Origin of the sequence: Pontibacillus marinus BH030004 = DSM 16465 (genome assembly GCF_000425225.1) — a bacterium.
GTDB classification, from domain to species: domain Bacteria; phylum Bacillota; class Bacilli; order Bacillales; family BH030062; genus Pontibacillus; species Pontibacillus marinus.
The window spans coordinates 74,943-97,068 of record NZ_AULJ01000012.1; the positions used below are offsets into that span (position 1 = coordinate 74,943).

Sequence of the window (22,126 nt, forward strand, 5' to 3'; positions counted from 1 at the left end):
TTTTAACAACTGTAGGAGTTGGCAATTATGGAAAGATATTTTATGAATCAAGGTACACAAACCATACATATAACTGAATGGGGACATAAACAAAACCCGGTCATTTTTTGCCTGCATGGTTTAGGGAGTACAAGTCTTAGTTTTATTGAAATAGCTGATCGATTAAAAGACGAGTATCGATTGATTTCTGTAGATGCGCCTGGTCACGGGAAAACAGATCCTTTCGAACAATCAAAGGAATATGAAATGCCTAATATGGCTACATGGGTTGATGGCATTATCGAACAATTAGAAGTAGAAGAATTCTATTTTCTATCGCATTCCTGGGGAAGTTTTGTATCTTTATTTTATATAGCTTCCTATCCTGAAAAAGTAAAAGGAACGATTTTGATAGATGGAGGTTATCAAGGGAAAAGACATTCAGATCAAACTGTAGAAGAAGAAATTGCATTCTATGAAAAAGATTTTGAGGAGTATGTTCATTCATGGGAAGCGTTTTTAGATGTTGTCAAAAGCGATACATCGAATTGGTCACCTCTACTCGAAATAGCTGCTAAAGATCTGTACACGGTAAAAAATCAAAAATACTATTGGCATGCTAGGGGTAAAACAGCTGCCCATTTCATAAAAGCCATGCATAAACACGAAGCTGAGGATATTTATGAACAGCTACCGCCCGATATTCTGTTACTTCGAGCTACCTTGCCGCAGTCGTGGGAAGATAAACGAAAAATGACCTCACGTATTTTTGAAAAGAAAGCAAGCGGGAAAGTGAAAAGTATACCGAATGCAACTCACTTAGTTCATTGGGATCTTCCGGATGTAGTGGCGGATGAAATACGGTCGCATTGGTCAGTGGGATAGAAAAGTGAAAGGAGATTCCCTATGTTTCTTTATATCATGGCTGCTTTGATTATTATTGGCAGTTGGTACCTGTTTAACAAACGGATTAAAAAGAAAAAATCAACGCTCATCTTTAGTCTGATTATGATCGGTGTTCCCGTTTTCTTTCATATTTTCGGGATGATCTACGCATCCATCACTCACAATCCAAGTATAGGCTTTACCTCTGCTTACTTAATGTCAGTGCTTTATATCAATAGTTTGATTATGCTTATTGTTCATTTCGCTATGGATGTAAAGCGTAGGAAAGAAAAGAGAGGGAGCTAGTATGTGGACACGTATTATTGGAGCTATTGTTTTTACACTATTCTTTGGATTTTTTGGATTCTTCTCATTTTTTATTTCCATGTTTATGTCCTCTCAAAATGGTTATGTTTACGTGGGGATTATCGTAGCAGGAATCCTTATAACGGTAAACATGCTTATTTTAGGAGTTTTTGATAAGTTGCCTAAATGGGCGAAGATTCTCGTGCCTATTTCATTATTTGTTGTGCCACTAGGCGGCTATGGTGGCTATGAATTTTACATAAATACGATTGAAATCAAAAATGCTGAAGTTGATTTGACGCAATATGAACCCTTTAATGAAAACACAAAGGTGGTTAAATTGGATGAGCCAGCCACCTTTCAAATCGAGAAAAATCCTCCCGAAATCGATGGAGCTACCGCATTGTATCCTGTTTATTCCGCTTTTGCACGGGCGGTTTATCCAGAGGGAACCTATCCGCATGACAATCCACAGCTTAGTGAGGTGGTAGTTTCAAAAACCAATGGCGCATATAAGGCATTGGCTAAGTTTGAGGCAGATATCATTTTTACAGCAGGTCCTTCAAGTCAGCAGCGGTCCGAATTAAGTGATGACATGCAAATGATTCCAATTGGAAAAGAGGGATTTGTCTTTTTTGTTCATGACAGTAACCCAGTGAAAAGTTTAACGATAGAAGATTTACAAAAAATCTACTCTGGAGAAATTACCAACTGGAAAGAGGTTGGTGGGCGAAACAAAGACATTATTGCTTTTCAACGTCCTGAAGGAAGCGGGAGTCAGACGGGTCTTCAAAATATGATGGGGGACATTCCGATTATGACACCACCAACAGATCAACGTGTTGGCGGCATGGGCGGTATTATCGAAAAAGCATCGAACTACCGCAACCATCGGAATGCCATTGGGTTTTCCTATCGTTATTTTGCCACCCAAATGAAAGAAGACCATGGGATTAAGCTCCTAAAGGTAAATGGAGTAGACCCGAATGTTGAGTCGATAAAAAGTGGAAAGTACCCTTTAACAGGGGAATTCTATGCGATTACCAATGGATCTGACCATCGCCATATTGAAGATTTTATTGATTGGATCTTATCAGAGCAGGGACAGAGAATCATAGAGAAGACGGGGTATGTTCCTATTCGGTAATGGGGTAAGTAGAAGTATGTGAAGAACGGGCTTGGGTTAGTGAGGGAGATTGGCTGAAAAGTGAAGAAGCCAGCCTGATAAGTGAGGAAGATTGGATAAAAAGTGAAGAAGTGCTCGTGATAAGTGAGGAAACTATGGCAATAAGTGAAGAACGACCTTGGATAAGTGAGGAAAATAGGATAAAAAGTGAAGAAGCCAGCCTGATAAGTGAGGAAGTCAGGGCAATAAGTGAAGAACGACCTCTGATTAGTGAGGAAGATTGGATAAAAAGTGAAGAAGTGCTCCTGATAAGTGAGGAAGTCAGGGCAATAAGTGAAGAACACCAAACAAAAACAACCAAGCCCAGATCGTGAGCTTGGTTGCTTATGGAATCACTTATTCAAATGGCCACTCAGGCAACATCCGATTCAGCTGCTTATCCTTCCGATACCCCAACACATACTCGGCCTGCATCACCGTATGAATTTCCCGCGTTCCTTCATAGATTACGGGTGCTTTAGAGTTACGAAGATACCGCTCAACTGGATATTCATTCGAGTATCCATAAGCCCCGTGGATTTGCACGGCGTCATCTGCAGCTTGGTTAGCATAATCACAAGCCTGCCACTTGGCTAAAGAAGTTTCGCGTGTATTCCGTTTCCCATCATTTTTTAGTTCACCTGCTCGGTACACCAGCAGACGACTCATTTGAAGTCCAGCTTCCATTTTGGCAAGCATTTGTTGGACTAGCTGGTGTTTTCCGATTTCTTTTCCGAATGTTTTTCGTTCATGGCAGTAGTTCACGCTTGCTTCTAAACATGCCATAATCTGTCCGCACGCTCCGGCAGCTACAGTGAAGCGGCCGTTGTCGAGAGCAGACATCGCAATTTTAAACCCATCTCCTTCTTCACCGAGCAAATTTTCTTTCGGAACCTTCACATCGTCAAAAAATAATTCCCCTGTGTTACCGGCACGTATGCCTAACTTGCCTTTAGTGGCTTTGGAAGAGAAGCCTGGATACGTACGCTCTACAATAAAAGCAGAGATCCCATGATGTTTTTTGTCCTTATCGGTATAAGCAAAAACAAGAAAGTGATCAGCTGTATCACATAAGGAGATCCATGTCTTTTGTCCGTTTAATACATAATAATCCCCATCACGTTTAGCTGTCGTTTGAAGAGCAGCAACATCAGAACCAGCACCTGGTTCGGTCAGACCGAATGCTCCGACTTTCTCACCTTTTGCCTGTGGAATTAAATACTTTTGCTTCTGCTCTTCTGTTCCCCATTGTAAAAGGGTCATGGAATTTAAGCCCGTATGAACAGATACAGCCGTTCGAAAAGCAGTATCTCCTCGCTCTAACTCTTCACACACAATAGCTAAAGCGTTATAGTCCATCCCACTGCCGCCATATTGAGTTGGAATGCAGACACCCATTAAACCAAGATTCGCTAATTTTTCGAGGATGCTTGTGTCAAAATGACCTTTTTCATCCCACTCAGCAATGTTCGGCATAATTTCTTTATCAACAAAATCTCGCACCGTTTTTCTCAGCATATTTTGTTCATCGGTAAATTCGAAGTCCATGCAAACACTCCTTAAATCGTATTATTTTTCCTTAACTCTTGTACTTCTTGTTCTGTATAGCCGATTCCTTGTAGAATTTCATCTGTATGTTCTCCTGCTTCAGGTGGGTGGTACTGTACGTGGGTGGGGGTCCTGGAAAGTTTAAGTGGGCTCCCGATCATATTTATAGAACCAGCCTTAGGGTGCTCACAGGACATAAACATGTTTCTTGCTTGAAGTTGTCGATCTTTACCAAGCTCATCAATCGTCTGGATCGGTCCAAAAGGGATACCAGCAGCATGACACCGTTCTTTCCAGTGTTCCGTCGTGTGCAAAAGGAACGCTTTCTGCAGGATACCTACCAATTCTTCACGGTTTTCTACACGATCAGGGTTGGTACGAAAACGATCCTTGCTTGCAAGATCAGACAATCCGATAACATCACATAAACTCTGAAACTGACGGTCGTTTCCAACGGCAATGACCATCTCACCATCTTTTGTGGAAAAGGTTTGATAAGGAACAATATTAGCATGATGGTTGCCTAGTCGATCAGGAGTTTTTCTTGACATTAAGTAATTGCTTCCGATATTGATGAGAGAGGAGACGGCTGAATCATAGAGGGAGAGGTCAATTTTCTGACCTAACCCTGATTGCGTTCTTTCCCAAAGAGCTCCTTGAATCCCGATACATGCATATAACCCGGTTAAGACATCCGTTATAGCAATCCCAACTTTTTGTGGACCTGACTCCTTGTTCCCTGTAATGCTCATCAAGCCGCTCATAGCTTGAACGATAAAATCATAACCGGGAAGGTGCTTGTAGGGACCTGTTTCACCAAAGCCTGTAATGGAACAGAAAATGATCCGAGGATTAATCTTATGTAATGAATTATAATCCAAACCAAAGCGTTCCATCGTCCCAGATTTAAAGTTATGCATGACCACATCGCTCTCAGCGACCAACCTTTTTATAATGTCCTGTCCTTTTTCAGACTTCAAATCAACAGTGAGGCTCTTTTTATTTCGATTCGCACAAATATAGTAAGCACTGACACCTTCTTGAAAAGGCGGACCCCACTTTCTAGTATCATCACTGCCACCAGGTGCCTCCACCTTAATGACCTCAGCACCAAGATCTCCAAGAATCATAGAACAGTAGGGACCAGCCAAAACTCTTGTCAGGTCAAGGACACGAATCCCTTGTAATGAAGCAGACAATCTCATCACGCTCCTTTATGGGAAAAGCCAGCTGGTTCAGGACTGGCTTTAATCTATTGAATAAAAAAGGCAAGAATTGAGTGTTTTCCTACTAACATCTTATTTCTGCGATGATGAAAATATACGAATTTCATAAGTAGGAGAGAGTGGGTTAAAAATTTTCAAACAATTTTAAAAATTTACTTGCTTCACTGAAGAAAGAAAGTTAGAATGAGGGTAACTTACAAACAAGGGGTACTAAAAATGAGTCAATTGAGAAAAGGAAATAGGGCTCTGATCAAGGATATGAACCGATCGCTTGTAATCAATACGATTCGGAAGTTCGGACCTCTAAGCCGAACGGATATATCCAATAGAACAGGTCTTGGCTTATCTACGATCACGAAAATTATAGATGAATTAAGTCAGAACAAGCTTGTATTTGAAACAGGTTCCGCTAATTCCACTGGAGGAAGGCGCGCAATTCTTCTAGAGTTTAATCATCAAAGTGGTCATGCAATCGGCGCGAAAATCATGAAAGATCATCTCGTAATTGCTCTCACCGATTTAGATTCTACCATCCTAGATACACTTGAAATCTCATTTCAAAATAAAGAAGATGTCCCTCACATCATAGATTTAATCATTTCCAACACGAAGAAGCTTTTAACACAACATCATCTTACAGAAGAAAACCTTGAAGGTGTAGGTATAGCGGTTTCAGGGTTAATTGATAATCAAAAAGGTACAGTAGTTCGCTCATCCTTACTGAATTGGGAAGATGTGAACCTTTCTGAACCTATTCAACAAGCATTAGGAACGCCTGTTTTTATAGACAATGATGTTAACGCTTACACATATGCGGAGATTGAGAAAGGATATGGGGTAACTCATGAGAATTTCATTTGTTTATCTATTGGAGATGGAATAGGTGCCAGTCTTGTGATCAATCGAAAGCTCTATTCAGGTGAGTTTGGAGGCGCTGGTGAATTTGGTCATACCGTTATTCATATGGATGGCCGACCATGTCATTGTGGACAGCATGGGTGTCTGGAAATGTATGCTTCGAATAAAGCGTTTGAATTGGAAGCTTCTAGCCTTATTGATCAATACCCAAACACATCTCTAAATTTGGAATCTATACAATTCGATCATGTTCTGGAAGCTGCTCAGCAAGAAGATTCACTGGCCCAAAAGCTTTTTGAAAGACAGGGGGATTACTTAGGAGTAGGTCTCGTTAATGCAATTAATAGTTTTAACCCTGGAACAATCGTTTTAATCGGTGAAGGCATGATCGCAAAGGAATTTTTCTTACCAAATGCTATGGATAGAGCAAAGAGGAACTTCTTTAATTTTGCTAACTGTGATACGGATATTGTTGTTTCCTCATTAGGAAATGATGCTTGGGTGAAAGGTGCGGCATTATTGGCAATCGATCAGCTTTTTCAACCTCCAATCTATGAAACGACTGTATCGTTGTTAAGCTGAAAACGCAATAAAGAGAGGGTGACATCATGGTAGGTGATAAAGGATTTAAAAAGTTTCTTGTCATATGTATATTTCTTCTCCCTAACTTCATCGGATTTATCTTTTTCATTGGGGTTCCGATTCTGGCATCATTTGGGCTTAGTTTTACCGAATGGGATTTGATTTCAAACCCATCTTGGATCGGAATAGAACACTACAAAGCACTTTTGGGAGATGAAGAGTTTCGGTCAGCTATGTTTCATACCTTTTACTTTATAGCAGGGTATCTTCCATTAGTCATGAGCGGAGCTTTAGGAATTGCTCTTGTGTTGAATAAAAAAATTAGAGGACGTGTGTTTTTCCGTGCAGCATACTTTGTGCCTGTTATCACTTCATGGGTTGCGGTCTCTCTTATATGGAAATGGTTATTCAACCCTACATATGGTCTCATCAATTATGGTTTATCACTCATTGGGGTGTCTGGGCCAGCGTGGCTACATGATCCAACATGGGCTATGCCAGCAATCATATTAACAAGTGTTTGGAAGGACCTAGGGTTTGTAATGGTCATCTATTTAGCAGGGTTACAAGGGATTTCTCCAACCTATTATGAAGCTGCTGATATTGATGGAGCTTCAGCTTGGCAAAAGTTTCGAAACATTACTCTCCCTTTATTAAACTCAACTACATTTTTTGTCTTGATTATCTCGTTGATTAATTCATTTCAAGTATTCGATCAAGTGATGATTATGACTGAAGGAGGACCAGCAGGATCAACCACTGTTCTCGTTCAACAAATTTATAAGCATGCTTTTGATTATTATGAAATGGGCTATGCATCAGCGATTTCATGGGTCCTGTTTTTTATCATATTTGGCGTAACATTGGTTCAGATGAAATTGCAGAAAAGGTGGGTGGATTATGGAAATTAGCAGAAGACAACAACCAAATACTCCTACATCAAAGAACAAGCCCACATTGTCTCCAGCTCAAATGCTGAAAAAAGGATTGTTTTATACGGTTCTCATTCTTGGAGCCTTAGTGATGATCATTCCTTTTGTCTGGATGCTATCCACCTCTTTGAAAACATCAGGTGGAACCATGGTATTACCGCCACAAATTATTCCAGAAGAAGTGAACTGGAGTAATTACCAACGAGTTACGGAAGCTTTTCCGATTTTACGTTTTCTTTGGAATAGTACATTAGTTGCCGCATTATCCACTATAGGTCAGTTAATTCTATGTTCCATGGCAGCTTATGCATTTGCACGCTTACAATTTAAGGGGAGAGACGCACTGTTCCTGATATATCTGGCAACGTTAATGGTGCCTACCCAAGTTACGATGACACCTCAGTTTATTCTTATGAAATATTTGGGTTGGACAGATACGTATCAAGGGCTTATATTGCCTGGAATGTTTAATGCATTTGGAACGTTCTTGTTACGTCAGTTTTTCTTAAATATTCCGAGAGAATTAGAAGAAGCAGCTTTTATTGATGGAGCTAGTCATTTCAGGGTGTATTGGCAGGTTATTTTACCTCTTGCGAAACCTGCTCTCGCAACCCTTATGGTCTTCTCATTCATGCAATCATGGAACAACTTCCTGTGGCCGCTTATTATCGTCAGTGATACCGAAATGATGACGCTACCTCTGGGGTTAGCGAATTTACAAGGAAGATGGGCTACAGATTGGAATTTAATGATGGCAGGAGTAGTGATCAGTGTATTACCTGTTTTAGCCGTTTACATGTTTGCTCAAAAGTACTTTATTCAAGGTTTAACAATGGGAGGATTAAAAGAGTAACTAAGTCTTCTTTTCACATCTATGAAAACGCATACAATTTGGTGGTTAACCAATATAATGTTGGTTTTTCATAAAGATCTATCAATTTATTAGGGGAGGAATTATTCGTGAAAAAGTGGATGGGTATGGTTGCCTTATTGGTAATGGTTATGATGGTAGCGGCAGGTTGTTCATCTGAGACATCTCAAGGGGACGATGGGAAAGTAGAGCTAGATTACTTTACGTTTTCTCCAGGGGAAGCACATGAGAAAGATCTGAAAAAGATGATTGAGGAATTTGAAAAGCAAAATCCAAATATCACGATCAACTATGAAATGGCAGCCTTTGAGGATTACTTTACAAAGCTTCAGACACGTTTGGCGGGTGGGGATGCACCAGATACGTTCGAATTGAACTATGAGAATTTTGTAAACTATGCGTCGAAAGGTGCCCTAATGGATCTCGATAACCTTATTCAAGAGGACAGCGATTTTAGTTCAGACCAACTGAATCAGGAAGCATTTAAAGCTTTCCAATATAATGGGAAACAGTATGGTATGGTCGAAAGCTTCTCGAATGTCGTTCTATTTTATAACAAGGACCTTTTTGATGAAGCAGGAGTTGATTATCCAACTGCAGACTGGACTTGGGAAGATGAATTAGCAGCAGCACAGAAAATAACGAACAAAGAAGAAGGAGTTTATGGTACTTATGCTCCGATTCAATTCTGGGAGTTTTACAAGACCATAGCTCAAAATGGCGGTTCTGTTTTCAATGAAGATATGACAAAAGCGACAGTTAATAGTGAAGCAAACATTGAAGCATTGCAGTGGATGGTAGATAAAGTAAATAAATATAATGTAACACCTTCTGAGGAAGAACTGTCTGGGCAATCCAATGGAGACCTGTTTAAAGCAGGAAAAATCGCAATGCTCCGAACAGGTATCTGGATGTTTGATGGCTTTAAAGATACAGATTTCGAATGGGATATTGCACTTGAACCAGGCAAAACACAGAAAGCTCATCATTTCTTTGCAAATGGTTTAGCCGTGTCAAAAGATACTGAGCACGCTGAAGCCGCTTGGAAATGGGTGAAGTTCATGAGTGCTAGTGAGGAAGCTGCTCAAATTCGTATAGATAACGCTTGGGAGCTTCCTGCTGTTAGTAACGAAGAGCTTGTTCAAGATTACCTAGAACAAACACCTCCTGAATCACGTCAGGTCGTGTTTGATGCACTAGATTCCCTTGTTGTTCCACCAGTAATAGAAGAGTGGAATAAGCTCACAGATGCGTTCTCTAAAGAATTAGATTTAGTGAAGCTAGGGGATAAAACTCCAGAAGAAGCATTAAATGATCTGCAACCAAAAGTACAGGATTTAATCGATAAGTAATCGGTCAATCGAAAAGGGATTTTCCCTTTTCGATTTTCTTTACGAAGGAGCTGAAGAGTTATGTACATTCCTACAGGAAATGAACAAGTTTCTATTCCTACCTTGTCTACGGATGGAAGCATTGAAAATATCAATGTCATGAGTATGCACTACAGAGGTCTCATTGAATTTTGTGGTTCACAAGGTTCACCTTTTATGCAACCTTATGTGATCAAGGATGGCTCCAAAGTAGAATGGGATTTACAGTGGAACCGTGAGGATTATTGGATTCCTCGTTTTCATGGTCAATCAAATCACTTTGAGTTCAGTGGTGAAATCGTTACTCCCCTAGGTGAAAGAGGTTTTTATTATAACCTAACTTTAAAGAATAAGAGCGACCAACAACACAATGTTGAACTTGGTATGGATGGAACCTGGTCAGAAACTCTACATACCATTAATGAAAGTAAAACCATGAGAGCAACGAAGACAGTAATGGAGAGTGGCTGGAATCATTCCATTGTGTTCGAGTTAATGAATGAGGCCCCGATATTATCGTTCGCTCCTATGACTTGTACATCCTTAGATCGTGTAAGCTATGATTACAACGAAACTACCAATGAAGTGAATTATACACTAGGTAAGACGCATGCTCTTGCACCTGGCGAAACAACATCCCTTTGTTTTTATTGGGGAATTGGTCTTGAGGAGGTTGGTGCAGCAACTTCCGCAAAAGAAATGCTTCGAAAAGGATCCGTTACATTAAAAGATCATTTAAAGAACTGGCTACAAGCACGTTCAAGAACTACAGGAGATGACGGTCTGGATGAGGTTATGAATATAAATCTATTCTTCAACTATTTCTATGCTACAGGGAAGACCATTGATTCGGAGGAAGATGTTCTCGTTACATCCCGAAGCCCAAGGTATTATGTTAGTGCGGCATACTGGGATCGAGATAGTCTGTTATGGAGTTTCCCATCGATTTTAGTTACAGATGCAAAACGTGCACGATCGATGCTAGATTATGTATTTACAACTCAGCAAAAAAACATCGGTATTCATAGTCGCTATATAGATGGAGTTGTGCTTGAGCCCGGCTTTGAACTTGATGAACTGTGCGCACCCGTTATCGCGTTGCATATGTATCTTGAAGAAACAGAAGATTGGTCATATGTATCACGGTCCTATGTAAAGGACAGTTTGGATTTAATCCTTGAGCGCTTAGAAGAACATAAGCATCCACAGATCCATTTATATGATACGTTCTTGCAACCTACTGATGACCCTATAGTGTATCCGTATTTAACTTATAATAATGTCCTGGTTTGGAAAGTGTATAACATTATGGCTCAATTAGGCGAACGTGGATCACTCCCATATTCACCTGTACAGTTACACAATCATGCTCAAAAAATTACAGAAGCGATATACAATCATGCTGTCGTTGAAGAAGAAACAGGTTCATGTTTTGCTTGGTCATTTGATTTAAAAGGAAATTATAATGTTTATGATGAACCACCAGGGAGTTTGCAGCTTCTTCCTTATTATGAGTTTTGTTCGTTTAAAGAACCGATCTACCAAAATACCGTTCAGCTGATTCGATCGGATCGATATGAGTATGCATTTAAAGGGAAGCCTTTTGAAGAGTTAGGTTGTGCACACGCCAATCATCCATGGGTATTATCAATTGCCAATAGCTTTTTGTCAGGCCGCGAGGAAGAGGCACGTGATCTTGTTTTAAGGAGTCCAATGGATGGTGGAATTGCTTGTGAGAGTATTGATGAATATACAGGGGAGCCTCGGACTGGAGAACATTTTGCTACTTGCGCAGGATTTTTGGCGTTTGCCATTTATCAAGCGTACGGTTTTAAACAAGAGAACGTACTTTTACATCCTAATCAGGAAGGGAGTGCTTAATGTATGAAGGTAAAGGAAATTCATACTCCTTTTGATATTCACTATGATCAACTTGAAGGCAAGCAGGATTGGGCTCACCAAAAACTACAATCCTTTATTCCTTCTTCAAATGACCTATTAGATTGGGCATTGTGGTTATGGGCCATAGCTGAACAAGTCGAACGTTTTGATGAACATAGCTTACTTGAGGAACATGACCAAACGATTCAAAAGGGGATATCTTTTCTCCAAAATAATTGGGGTACTCCTCAATCAAATGTTTGGGGTCACTTAAACGATCAGGTTCACACCTCTACATTAGGAATGGTTTACGCTGCCTTATTTGGGTTGAAAAACATTGGTTACACATCTGTTCAACCAACGATTACGAGCTTAAGAGATTCCATTTTTCAGTATCATCTTGATGGAGGGATGCTAGTCCGCTCTAGAGACATAAAGGAAGTGTCAACGGACTTATTGTTCACTGTGATGCCATTTGGGCTGTTTTCTCCAGAAGATCTTGTTATGGTTGAAGCCGTTAAGGAGATGGAAGATCGTCTGATTACAAAAGATGGTGTGTATCGATATAAAGGGGATCCAAAACCTTCAGCAGATAGTGCTCTCATGCTTTCTTGGTACTTTTATGAAAAAGGTACAACGAGTAAAGCTAGGATGTATTTTGATATTGCAGAGAATACCAAAGAAAAACCGACTTACTATAATACGTTGAAGAGCATTGTGCTCGTGTATATGACTGAACAGCTACAACAAGATGAAGTTACCATACATCACCGACCATACGGACATGACAATCCATATGATCCACAAGTGTTTGAACGTAAGCCGAGGGACCCTGAAGTTGGAGATTTAGTATATGTCTTTAGTCAGGTACATGGTGTTGGGAAAAGTGAAGAAATTGATGTTCACGTAAAAGTGCAACAAGGAGAAGACATACGTGTAATTCCAAGCACATTAAAGGAATTCCAAGGTGATGATGTATGGGAAGCTTCCCTAGGTGATTTTGAAACGCTAGATCAAGTGAAGTATTGGTTTGAAACTACGGTTAAGGGTAAGAAAGTTAAAAGTGACATCTATCATTTCAAGCCACTTAAAAAGCACGCCTTAAATAGAATTCATTCCTATTATGAAGGTAAGGAAACCTTATGGTTAAAAGGAGATACCACTCATAAAGGAAAATCTCTTTATATGTATTTTGAGAAAGAAGGAAGTCAGTTTGGTATAACTATGGATGCTCCAGGTATTGATCTATTGAACATTGGACATAATGATATGAACTTCTCTCTTCAAAATTACTCGATTACGATACTAGAACAAGGTAATAAGGTTAAGTTATATAAGGATGAAGAAATCTACTTAGAAAGTTATCCTGAAGAGATGTTTCCTCTGGTTGAGTGGCTTCAAAACGAGGATGGATTTGTTCACCAAGTATGCTGGAATTTCTATTCTCCTCTTGAAGAACGCTTTTTTGGACTAGGGGAAAGGTATCATAAGCTAGAATACCGTGGTGACGAAATTGATTGTTATGTTTACAACCAATATCGAGATCAAGGGAGTAGAACGTATATCCCTGTACCATTCTATATAAGTTCTAAAGGCTATGGATTGCATTTAAAAACGGATCATTACTCTGTGTTTGATTTTGCTCATCATTTTAGCGATCGTCTTCAGATTCGTTGTGATGTAGCATCCCCAACATTGAACCAAAGGTTTGATCTGTTTATAGGAAATCCAAAGCAAGTTGTGGCCTTATTTACAGAGGCAACTGGTGACGCCGTATTGCCGCCTGTTTGGGCATTCGGGCCATGGATGTCGAGTAATAATTGGGATCGGGATTCGATTGTACGTGAGCAAGTTAAAAAGACCAATGAGCTGCAAATCCCTTCAACGGTTTTGGTTATGGAGCAATGGAGTGATGAAGCAACTTACTATATTTTTAATGATGCAGAATACGAGGTTAAGCCAGGAAATGAAGTACATCGCTATGAGGATTATCAATTTCCAGAATGGGGACGCTGGCCCGATCCAAAAGGCTTAATGGATTATTTACATGAAAATGGATTGAAGGCAATACTGTGGCAAATCCCGATTCAAAAGTATTTAAACCGTCAGCATCATCCACAAAAAGATAATGATGAAGCATTTATGATTGAACAAGGATACACCGTGAAGGATGAAAGTGGGAATCCATATCGTATGCCAGAAGGGTGGTTTAAAGAAAGTTTACTAATGGACTTTACCAATCCTGATGGAACAAAATGGTGGTTTGATAAACGTCAGTATTTACTCGATATAGGCGTGGATGGTTTTAAAACAGATGGTGGAGAGTTTGTGTTTGGTCGTCATACAACGTTTTATAATGGTTCAACTGGGCATGATATGCGAAATCAGTATCCCAATGATTATATTGAATCTTATTATCGTTTTGCGACTGAACATCACCAAGGGGATGCTCTAACTTTTAGTCGTGCAGGATATACAGGAGCACAAACTATGCCAGCACATTGGGCAGGGGATGAACGATCAACATTTGATGCATTTCGAAATTCTTTGATAGCAGGTCTCTCCTCAGGTATGTCAGGCATATCTATGTGGGGCTGGGACTTGGCCGGATTCAATGGAGATATTCCTACAGTAGAGTTGTTTATTCGTTCAGCTCAAATGGCTGCTTTTTGTCCAATTATGCAATATCATGCTGAAAGTAAGGCGGAATTTAACCAGGATCGTACACCTTGGAATATTGCTGATCGTACTGGGGATGAAAGAGCTGTATCTGGCTATCGATATTATGCGAATTTGAGAATGAATCTATTGCCATACATTTATAACGAAGCTGAAAAGGCGACAATAGCTGGGAATCCTCTCATGAAGACTTTATTTATGGAGTATCCAAGCGATACGAAAGTATATGACATTTTTGATCAGTACCTTTTTGGAGAAGATCTAATGGTTGCGCCGATTATTGAAGAAGGCAGAGAAGAACGTGACGTCTATTTTCCAAAAGGTGAATGGATTCAGTTATTTACGAATGAGTGTGTAACTGGTCCTTGTTTTAGAAAAGTAAAAGCATCTCTTATGGATATTCCCGTTTATGTGAAAAGGGGGAGTGTATTCGTTAGTAATCTTTCTCAAGAACTTTGTTGGGGAGCATTTATTGGGAATGATACGACAGTTTACACGATTCCTGTACTTCATATTTACCCTTTAAAGAAACTGAGGAAAAATGTATCAGACCACCTTGGGAATGAATGGAAAATACAGGGTAGTGAAAACGGAATATTAAATGTAGATGGATTGGAAGAGACTCGTATTATTATTCCGAAAGATCTAGACTTATATAATAAGGTGAATATGAACGGGAAGCAGTGTAGTAAGATTGAGCGTGAAACAGATTTTGTTTATTTTATAAAAGCATAAATAGTAAAAACAGCTATCAGATTCATGATAGCTGTTTTTGTGTGCTAAGCCATTAATGACGATTCTCGACAACCTGTTCAAACTGCTTATCTTCAACATTCGACAAATATTTCCCGAGAAATAGTCCGGAGGCAGCTGCTTGTGATAAGGAGTGTGTATCTCCTGAGCAATCTCCGACTAAAAAGAGATTGGGAATATTCGATTCGAAGGTTTTGTTGGTTTCCACTTTGGGTTCATAAAACTTGGCATCCATAGCATAAAGGAGAGTGTCTTCATTCAGCTTTTCACCGATTAAACCTTCTAGAGCTTCAGTCATATCTAGATAGGCTCGAAGGTATAATTCAGGCATTTCATTGATTAAATTACCCGGCTCTATTTCAGCAAGAGAGGGTCTAATAGAGTTCATTTCAATACCTTTTTGTGTTGAAGCTTGTTGCTTATATAAATCTCCCAGACGTTGAACGACAATGCGTCCTTTTTCTTGATTGACTCCTTCAATGATAGACCGGGAGTAGGTTCTCGCTTCTTCGTATGTATTAAAATATCGAGGGACAAAAAGTGAATAATTTAAGTTCTTCGTTTGTTCGTTTTTTTCTCCGTAATTTTGTCCGTCTGCCATGACAAGTCCAGATTGGTGTTTCCGAATAATTCGGCCACCTGGGTTCATACAGTAAGTCGTTGCTTCATAATCTTTACCTCGATAGCGAAGCTTCGTTTCAAAAGTATGTTGGAGTAAAGGATTCATTTGTTTACGATTCATTTCAATACGTAACCCTAGATCGACTCTTGTTCGACTCGGTTGAATTCCTAGTGATGTACATTGTTTTTGCATCCATTCACTACCACTCATGCCTGTAGCCAATACAACTTTTGTAGAGTGAAAGGATCCATGATTTGTCTGAATGGAAAAGCCTTTATCTGACTCTGAAATAGCTTGAACATCGGCTTCAAAAGTAAATGAGATGAAATCCTTGAGATCATCAAAGAGTTTCTGAAAAATATTCGTAGCCAGTTTTGTTCCGAGATGTCTTACAGATGTAGAGAGAACATCCAAACCATATGTTTTTGCTTCTCTTTCTAAATCAGGGTTCTGGGTACTGTACGCTTCAATTTGATCTGCCCCGTAGGAACAGAGTATTCGATCCACTTCATCCATGAGCTCAAGGGCTTCCTGCTCACCAATTTTATCTCCGAGCTGTCCTCCGAAATCATTTGTGTAATTAAATTTCCCCTCTGACTTACCTAGCCCAGCAAAGCCATAGTATTTGGGGCAAGCCTTACAATTGCAAGTTCCTCCATGATCTGTCGGACACACTCGATCCTCTAATGGTTTTCCTTTATCGATGATATGTATAGTAAGGTTTTTATTTTGTTCTTGAAGCTTATAAGCTAGAAAAACACTACTAACGCCAGCTCCTATTATTGTAATATCATACATCTAATGGCCTCCCTTTTGTTAGATCAAGTGTATCGTAATGTCTTACTAATCAAAAGCCTAAACCACAAAGGGTTTAGGCTTCCTGTTACTGTCTAGGAAATTATAAAATTTGTGACTTGTGTATAACTTTTTGCGGGAGTGGGGCCACATCCAGCTCCAGCGCCCAGCAACGAAGAGACTTGGGCCCACACGACGTGGGTCAGATCGACGTTGTCACAGGACGTGACGAACTTAGTCGATCATTCTTTCTCCGTACGATAAGTCAACATCGATTCACTTTGTTCATCGTGTTTCCTATACACGTTTGTGACATGAAATTTTAACAACGAAGAAAGTCGACGTAGTTAAAATTTCTAGGTGAAAGTACCACGGCAACTAAGCTTCTGTCTGCGCCTAACGGCTTGCCAATCAGCAAGTTTGGTTAATCGTACTACGGGCTCAGTCCAGTCCCTTCGTTGCTAAACGGGCGCTTGCGCTTTTGCTACTTATGAGAATAAGAATGCTTCCATAAAGGTGTCGGTTTATATACACGGTCATACATAAAGGTTGTAAGGAATGGAACCATGATCAGTAAAATCAATCCATAGAAAAGAACGTGAATGCTTGTTAGATCCACAACGACTCCTCCGAGGAAAGGACCCATCATTCGTCCTCCTGTCGCAACACTATTAATGACTCCTTGATAAAACCCTTTTCGTCCCTTTGGTGCCAGTTCATCAGCGAGGGTTGGAACAGCAGGCCACACGAACATTTCGCCTAAAGTTAAAATCACCATAGCTGTTGCGAAAGCGGAAAAGCTGTCAGCAAATAGCAAAGAAGAAAAGGAAATCAAAAAGATTGTATTCCCGATATAAATATGGGTTTTGGGTGAAGGAATGCGCTTTGCAACCATTTTGACAATCGGTTGACCCAGAATAATTAAAGCGCCGTTGATTGTCCACAATAAACTATATTGATTCAATGGTATGCCCAGTTCTTGTGTGTAGGATGATATCGTTGATTGCCACTGAACATATCCCACCCAACAGATGAAAAAGCCGATCCCTAGAATAATGAGCGCATATAGCGATTTACGATCTTTTACTTCTTTGTGTTGAGCTAGTACATCCGTATATGCATGGGCATCATGTTTTGCGTCCATGGGCTTGAATGTGAAGAGTACGAGTAAAAAGAACGACAAGAACAGGAATGCGTTTGCTAGAAAGATGTACTGAAATGAATAAGAAGCGATCATTCCTCCAAGCGAAGCGCCTACCGCTACGCCTAGATTTTGTGCAACATAGAGAGCGTTAAAAGCGCGGCGGCCACCTTCAGGCCAAACCGTACTAGCAAGAGCGAACATCGCTGGTCGCGTAATGCCGGAACCAAAGCCAATAATAGCAAGGAGGATCGCATAAGGTACGATGGAGTTAAACGTTGTAAGGAAACCAGCAGCTAGCAGTGCGATCCCTGTACCGCTCATGATGGTTCGATAGCCGCCAAGCTTGTCAAAAAGCGTTCCGCCAATGAGGTTACCGACAATCGCCATACCTTGGTTTAGCATCAAAATTAAACCTGCTAAAGCGAGAGAATGACCTAAATGATTATGCATATATATCGTGTTTAAAGGCCAGACAAAAGAAGCCCCCGTAACATTAATGGCAGTCGCAATAATTAATAACCAAATTTGTTTAGGCATGATGTTCACTCTTTTCCGTTAAAATTCATTCCAGAAAATTTTATTATGGAATGGGGAAAAGAGCAATAACTTTTTCGTGTCCCGAATGAAATTTTTCATTGACTCTTTCATATGTCCTATATAAAATATGAAACAATACTTTTTCTACAAAACGAAATAACGGTTAAGAAAACCACTCGTATAACGTTGGAAATATGGTCCAAAAGTATCTACCAAACTACCGTAAATAGTTTGACTACGAGGGGAAGGATTGGATAAGTCTGTTTTCTAGAGGTGACCTATGTCATTTTAGAAAACGATTCAATCAACTCCTCTTTGTCAAACTCTAGGTACTTTGCCTAGAGTTTTTTTAATGGAAAAAAAGGGGGTAACACCATGACGAGTCAAAAAGAACAAATAAGCAAACGAATTAAAGTGGCCAACAAGCAACAACCAGCAGATATGGTTATCAAAAATGGTCGTATTGTTGATGTATTTAACCAAGAGATTGTAGAAGAAGATGTGGCTATAGTAGATGGCATATTCGTAGGCCTTGGTGAGTTTGATGGAGAAAGAGTGATAGATGCTCAAGGGAAATATGTCTGTCCTGGTTTTATAGATGGGCATGTCCATATCGAATCTTCAATGGTCAAGCCTAGTGAATTTTCAAAGGTGGTTCTTCCTCATGGCGTGACATCTGTTATCACAGACCCTCATGAAATTGCGAATGTATCTGGGGAGGATGGTATCCAGTTTATGATTGATGATGCCAAAACTAGCTTACTGGATGTTTACTTTATGATCCCATCCAGTGTTCCAGCTACACCTATGGAGAATAATGGTGCCCATTTAGGGGCGAAAAAGTTAGCTCCTTTCTATGAGCAAGCAGATGTGATTGGTTTGGCTGAGGTCATGGATTATCCTGCAGTAGCCAATGCTTCAGAGGATATGATCGAAAAGCTGTATAACGCTTCTGCCCACAAACTAAATATTGATGGGCACGCAGCAGGTTTTGGACCAGATGAGCTAAATGTTTATAAAGCCGCTGGAATTCGTACAGACCATGAATGCAATACAGGGGAAGAGGCACTAGCTCGTGTAAGGAGAGGGATGCATGTCCTGATTCGAGAAGGGTCAGCTTCAAAGGATTTGACTTCTATTATTTCGGTGGTGAATCATCGTAACGCTCATCGCTTTCTGTTTTGTACGGATGATAAAGGGCTGGATGAGCTGATTGATGAAGGGAGCATTGACCACAATGTTCGCCTAAGTATCCGGCATGGAGTTGAACCAATTCAGTCCATCCAAATGGCTACGCTGAATGCTGCACAGTGTTACGGTTTAGATCGTAAAGGCGCCATCGCTCCTGGTTATGACGCAGATTTTTTACTTCTTGAAGACCTGGAAACGATTCGAATAGGTGAAGTGTATAAAGAAGGTACGTGTGTAGCGGTTGGTGGAAACTATGTTGGGGAGGATTCACCCTCCATTGAACCTGGAGCTTCCATTACGAATTCCGTGAACTTGCCTAATATAAACCTTGAAGACTTACGGATACCGATCAACTCTTCGAAAAGCGCGCATGTAATGGAGGTTATTCCGAATTGCCTTCTTACAAACAAACTTGTCATGGATGTAGATGAGGAAAATGGCTATTTCCTTCCATCACTTAAACGAGATCAAGCTAAATTAGCCGTTATCGAAAGGCACCAGAGAACTGGAAATATGGGGCTAGGAATTGTGAAAGGGCTACATCTTGAGAAAGGGGCGATTGCCTCAACGGTCGCTCATGATTCTCACAATCTAGTCGTAGCAGGAATGAACGATCTTGATATGCAGTTGGCCATTAACCATTTAAAAGAAGTGAACGGTGGATTCGTTATCGTAAAAGATAAAGAGATTCTTGCATCTATCCCTTTTGATATAGCTGGATTAATGTCTAAAAAGGATTACAGCACAGTCAATCAAAAGCTGCGTCACCTTCACAACTCCTTACAGGATGTGATGAAAAAAGATGCCTCGTTTAATCCTTTTTTAACCTTGTCATTTTTAACGCTGCCGGTTATACCAGAATTGAAATTAACAGATAAGGGCCTTTTCGATGTGACAAAACACAAACATATACCAATAGAAGTCGAGAGAATGTTCGTTTAAAAAATTTAAAATATATATTGTCAAAATAAATTATAAATAATATAATCTAAAACCGAACGATATTAAATAAAATAATATAATCATTCGTTAATTAGAAAAGGAGTGCTATCATGAACATTCAAACATTAACTAAAAACATTATTGGATTATTAACAATCCTACTTATTATCTCAGGTTGTAGTCAGGAACAAGCCAATACATCTGCAGCTGAAAAGAAGGAAGAAAAGACAGTCGGTATTATTGGTCCTATGGAAGTTGAAATTGATATTTTACGCTCTCACATGGATGTCGAAGAAACTGTAGAAAAAGGGAAGCTTACATACTATGAAGGTGAGTTGAATGGCCAAAATATTGTCCTTGTTCAATCTGGAATTGGGAAGGTAAATGCAACGGTTGCGGCACAGACACTCGTTAGTGAGTTTGGAGTAGATGCTCTAATTAACTCGGGTGTAGCAGGAGGAATTCATCCTGACCTTGGACTTGGAGATATTGTGATCTCAACTGAAACCGTGCACCATGATATGGATGAAACAGCAAAAGGGTTTAAACCAGGACAAATTCCAGGAATGGATCCAAGATTCTTCAAAGCTGATCAGAAGCTTATAGATCTTGCCATGAAAGGTACAAAAGATTTACCTGATTATGTAGATGTCTATAACGCTCGTATTGCAACGGGGGACCAATTCATTGCGAGCGAAAAGAAAACTGAGTGGATTTATGACACATTTAATGCTTATGTTGTAGAAATGGAAGGTGCAGCCGTTGGGCAAGTGGCTTACCTAAATGAAATTCCGTACGTCGTGATTCGTTCTGCCTCTGATGATGCTGGAGAAGAAGCAGCATCTATTCAAGAAAACTTTGTGGAAAAAGCTGCAGAGAATTCTAGTCATGTGATTGAGGAAATTCTTAAAGGTATGAGTGAGAAAAATAAATAAACAAGAACTAGCGATAAACCAGCTCTTTAAAATGGAGCTGGTTTTTTGTGGATTTTATTTACATTTATGAAACGGTTTTGAAATCCACCCGTATACATAGTTAATACCTTTCCTTATATGTACTTTGATATAAGAGCATTAATAAATAAAGGAGGTATAAGTATGATCTGGTTATACATGTTAAGTCCGCTAATCGTCATGTTTGGGATAGCCATTTTGGTAGATATAAAAAGAAAAAAGAATGATAATGCTGGTGAGGATATTGATCGTAATAAGTATCGTGACAAAGCTTATGCAGAGCTTGAACGATTCGAAGATATTAACAGTGGTGGTGGGGGTTATTAACTCAGATACACAAAAAAGGAGCTACCCACAAATAGCTCCTTTTTCAATCCTTTTATTGCACGTTAAGAAAGCATAAAATTTTAGCAATGGAGAAATTCAACGTAGTGAAAATTTTGAAAGTATGAAGTATAAGCCAAGGCTAAGCCTCTGTCTGCGCCTTAAAAGGCTTGCCAATCAGCAAGTTTTCTTTAGAACCTCTCCATCATCGTCGAAACTTCTCCTGTTTCCTTATCAATCAAGTACCAATTCGTAGTAGCTGTGTGTGAGTGATTTTCCTCTTTAACCAACTCATATACATGAATGACATAATCGTGTTCATTGGTATGATCATATTCAACTCGCAAATGAGCGTTTTCTTTTATGTTTAAAAGCTGTTGCACGAAATCTTCAGCATCCTCAGTAGAGAATGAAACATTATCTATGCTAGCGGATTTTACTTTATGCTCAATGCTTTTCTTTTTAAGGTTTTCCTGACTCGACTCATTGAAATTCTCACTAGCGCCAAAACCTCCAAGTAACACAAGCCCTGCAACAGATAACGATAATAGTTTTGTCTGCAAAACGATCTCCTTTCTAGGAA

General features: G+C 39.7%; 18 protein-coding genes and 1 riboswitch. Of the genes, 13 read left to right on the forward strand and 5 right to left on the reverse strand.

Features of this window, described 5'->3' with window-relative positions:
• Positions 1-27 precede the first annotated feature (27 nt).
• The 4 genes from H514_RS0102580 (at position 28) to H514_RS0102595 (ending at position 2,670) form a co-directional block, all read left to right on the forward strand.
• Positions 28-864: an alpha/beta fold hydrolase gene (locus tag H514_RS0102580; protein WP_027445531.1), complete on the forward strand. Its 837-nt coding sequence runs from the start codon at positions 28-30 to the stop codon at positions 862-864.
• A gap of 21 nt (positions 865-885) precedes the next feature.
• Positions 886-1,170, forward strand: coding sequence for a hypothetical protein (locus H514_RS0102585; RefSeq protein ID WP_027445532.1), 285 nt, complete (start codon positions 886-888; stop codon positions 1,168-1,170).
• A gap of 1 nt (position 1,171) precedes the next feature.
• On the forward strand, positions 1,172-2,317 hold the full coding sequence (locus tag H514_RS0102590) for a PstS family phosphate ABC transporter substrate-binding protein (RefSeq protein ID WP_027445533.1): 1,146 nt from the start codon (positions 1,172-1,174) through the stop codon (positions 2,315-2,317).
• A 134-nt stretch (positions 2,318-2,451) separates the two neighbouring features.
• Positions 2,452-2,670 carry a hypothetical protein gene (locus tag H514_RS0102595; protein WP_027445534.1) on the forward strand — a complete coding sequence of 73 codons (219 nt, stop codon included), beginning with the start codon at positions 2,452-2,454 and terminating at the stop codon, positions 2,668-2,670.
• A 22-nt stretch (positions 2,671-2,692) separates the two neighbouring features.
• Here the strand turns inward: H514_RS0102595 and H514_RS0102600 are convergent, their stop codons facing one another.
• Both H514_RS0102600 and H514_RS0102605 read right to left on the reverse strand, forming a co-directional pair.
• Positions 2,693-3,883: an acyl-CoA dehydrogenase family protein gene (locus tag H514_RS0102600; protein ID WP_027445535.1), complete on the reverse strand. Its 1,191-nt coding sequence runs from the start codon at positions 3,881-3,883 to the stop codon at positions 2,693-2,695.
• An 11-nt stretch (positions 3,884-3,894) separates the two neighbouring features.
• Positions 3,895-5,082 (reverse strand): CaiB/BaiF CoA transferase family protein, encoded by a 1,188-nt coding sequence (locus H514_RS0102605; protein ID WP_027445536.1) that lies wholly within the window; start codon positions 5,080-5,082, stop codon positions 3,895-3,897.
• Positions 5,083-5,325: 243 nt separating this feature from the next.
• Here H514_RS0102605 and H514_RS0102610 point away from each other — a divergent pair, with 243 nt between their 5' ends.
• From H514_RS0102610 to H514_RS22365, 6 genes are all read left to right on the forward strand, one after another.
• Positions 5,326-6,549, forward strand: coding sequence for an ROK family protein (locus H514_RS0102610; RefSeq protein ID WP_027445537.1), 1,224 nt, complete (start codon positions 5,326-5,328; stop codon positions 6,547-6,549).
• Between the two features lie 26 nt (positions 6,550-6,575).
• Positions 6,576-7,460 (forward strand): carbohydrate ABC transporter permease, encoded by an 885-nt coding sequence (locus tag H514_RS0102615; protein WP_027445538.1) that lies wholly within the window; start codon positions 6,576-6,578, stop codon positions 7,458-7,460.
• A gap of 61 nt (positions 7,461-7,521) precedes the next feature.
• Positions 7,522-8,334, forward strand: coding sequence for a carbohydrate ABC transporter permease (locus H514_RS0102620; protein ID WP_036841839.1), 813 nt, complete (start codon positions 7,522-7,524; stop codon positions 8,332-8,334).
• Between the two features lie 107 nt (positions 8,335-8,441).
• Positions 8,442-9,704 carry an ABC transporter substrate-binding protein gene (locus H514_RS0102625; RefSeq protein ID WP_027445540.1) on the forward strand — a complete coding sequence of 421 codons (1,263 nt, stop codon included), beginning with the start codon at positions 8,442-8,444 and terminating at the stop codon, positions 9,702-9,704.
• 60 nt (positions 9,705-9,764) lie between these two features.
• A complete protein-coding gene (locus H514_RS0102630) occupies positions 9,765-11,603 on the forward strand; it encodes a glycoside hydrolase family 125 protein (protein ID WP_027445541.1) in 1,839 nt (612 codons plus the stop codon).
• A 3-nt stretch (positions 11,604-11,606) separates the two neighbouring features.
• Positions 11,607-15,017, forward strand: coding sequence for a TIM-barrel domain-containing protein (locus H514_RS22365; RefSeq protein WP_051255001.1), 3,411 nt, complete (start codon positions 11,607-11,609; stop codon positions 15,015-15,017).
• A 52-nt stretch (positions 15,018-15,069) separates the two neighbouring features.
• On the opposite strand, the gene H514_RS22370 is transcribed toward H514_RS22365, so the two are convergent.
• Together H514_RS22370 and H514_RS0102645 are read right to left on the reverse strand one after the other, a co-directional pair.
• The gene (locus tag H514_RS22370) at positions 15,070-16,455 is read right to left on the reverse strand and encodes an NAD(P)/FAD-dependent oxidoreductase (RefSeq protein ID WP_051255002.1); all 1,386 of its coding nucleotides are present in this window, start codon (positions 16,453-16,455) and stop codon (positions 15,070-15,072) included.
• 481 nt (positions 16,456-16,936) lie between these two features.
• Positions 16,937-18,133 carry an MDR family MFS transporter gene (locus H514_RS0102645; RefSeq protein WP_027445542.1) on the reverse strand — a complete coding sequence of 399 codons (1,197 nt, stop codon included), beginning with the start codon at positions 18,131-18,133 and terminating at the stop codon, positions 16,937-16,939.
• Positions 18,134-18,289: 156 nt separating this feature from the next.
• A riboswitch (purine riboswitch) is annotated at positions 18,290-18,391 on the forward strand.
• A 117-nt stretch (positions 18,392-18,508) separates the two neighbouring features.
• On the opposite strand from H514_RS0102645, the gene ade reads away from it, so the two are divergent.
• The 3 genes from ade (at position 18,509) to H514_RS0102660 (ending at position 21,546) form a co-directional block, all read left to right on the forward strand.
• Positions 18,509-20,266 carry an adenine deaminase gene (gene ade / locus H514_RS0102650; protein ID WP_027445543.1) on the forward strand — a complete coding sequence of 586 codons (1,758 nt, stop codon included), beginning with the start codon at positions 18,509-18,511 and terminating at the stop codon, positions 20,264-20,266.
• Between the two features lie 110 nt (positions 20,267-20,376).
• A complete protein-coding gene (locus tag H514_RS0102655) occupies positions 20,377-21,201 on the forward strand; it encodes a 5'-methylthioadenosine/adenosylhomocysteine nucleosidase (RefSeq protein WP_027445544.1) in 825 nt (274 codons plus the stop codon).
• A 162-nt stretch (positions 21,202-21,363) separates the two neighbouring features.
• Complete coding sequence (locus tag H514_RS0102660) at positions 21,364-21,546, forward strand: hypothetical protein (protein ID WP_027445545.1); 183 nt, start codon at positions 21,364-21,366, stop codon at positions 21,544-21,546.
• Positions 21,547-21,734: 188 nt separating this feature from the next.
• On the opposite strand, the gene H514_RS0102665 is transcribed toward H514_RS0102660, so the two are convergent.
• Positions 21,735-22,106, reverse strand: a complete 372-nt coding sequence (locus tag H514_RS0102665; protein ID WP_027445546.1) for a hypothetical protein — start codon at positions 22,104-22,106, stop codon at positions 21,735-21,737.
• Positions 22,107-22,126: the final 20 nt, after the last annotated feature.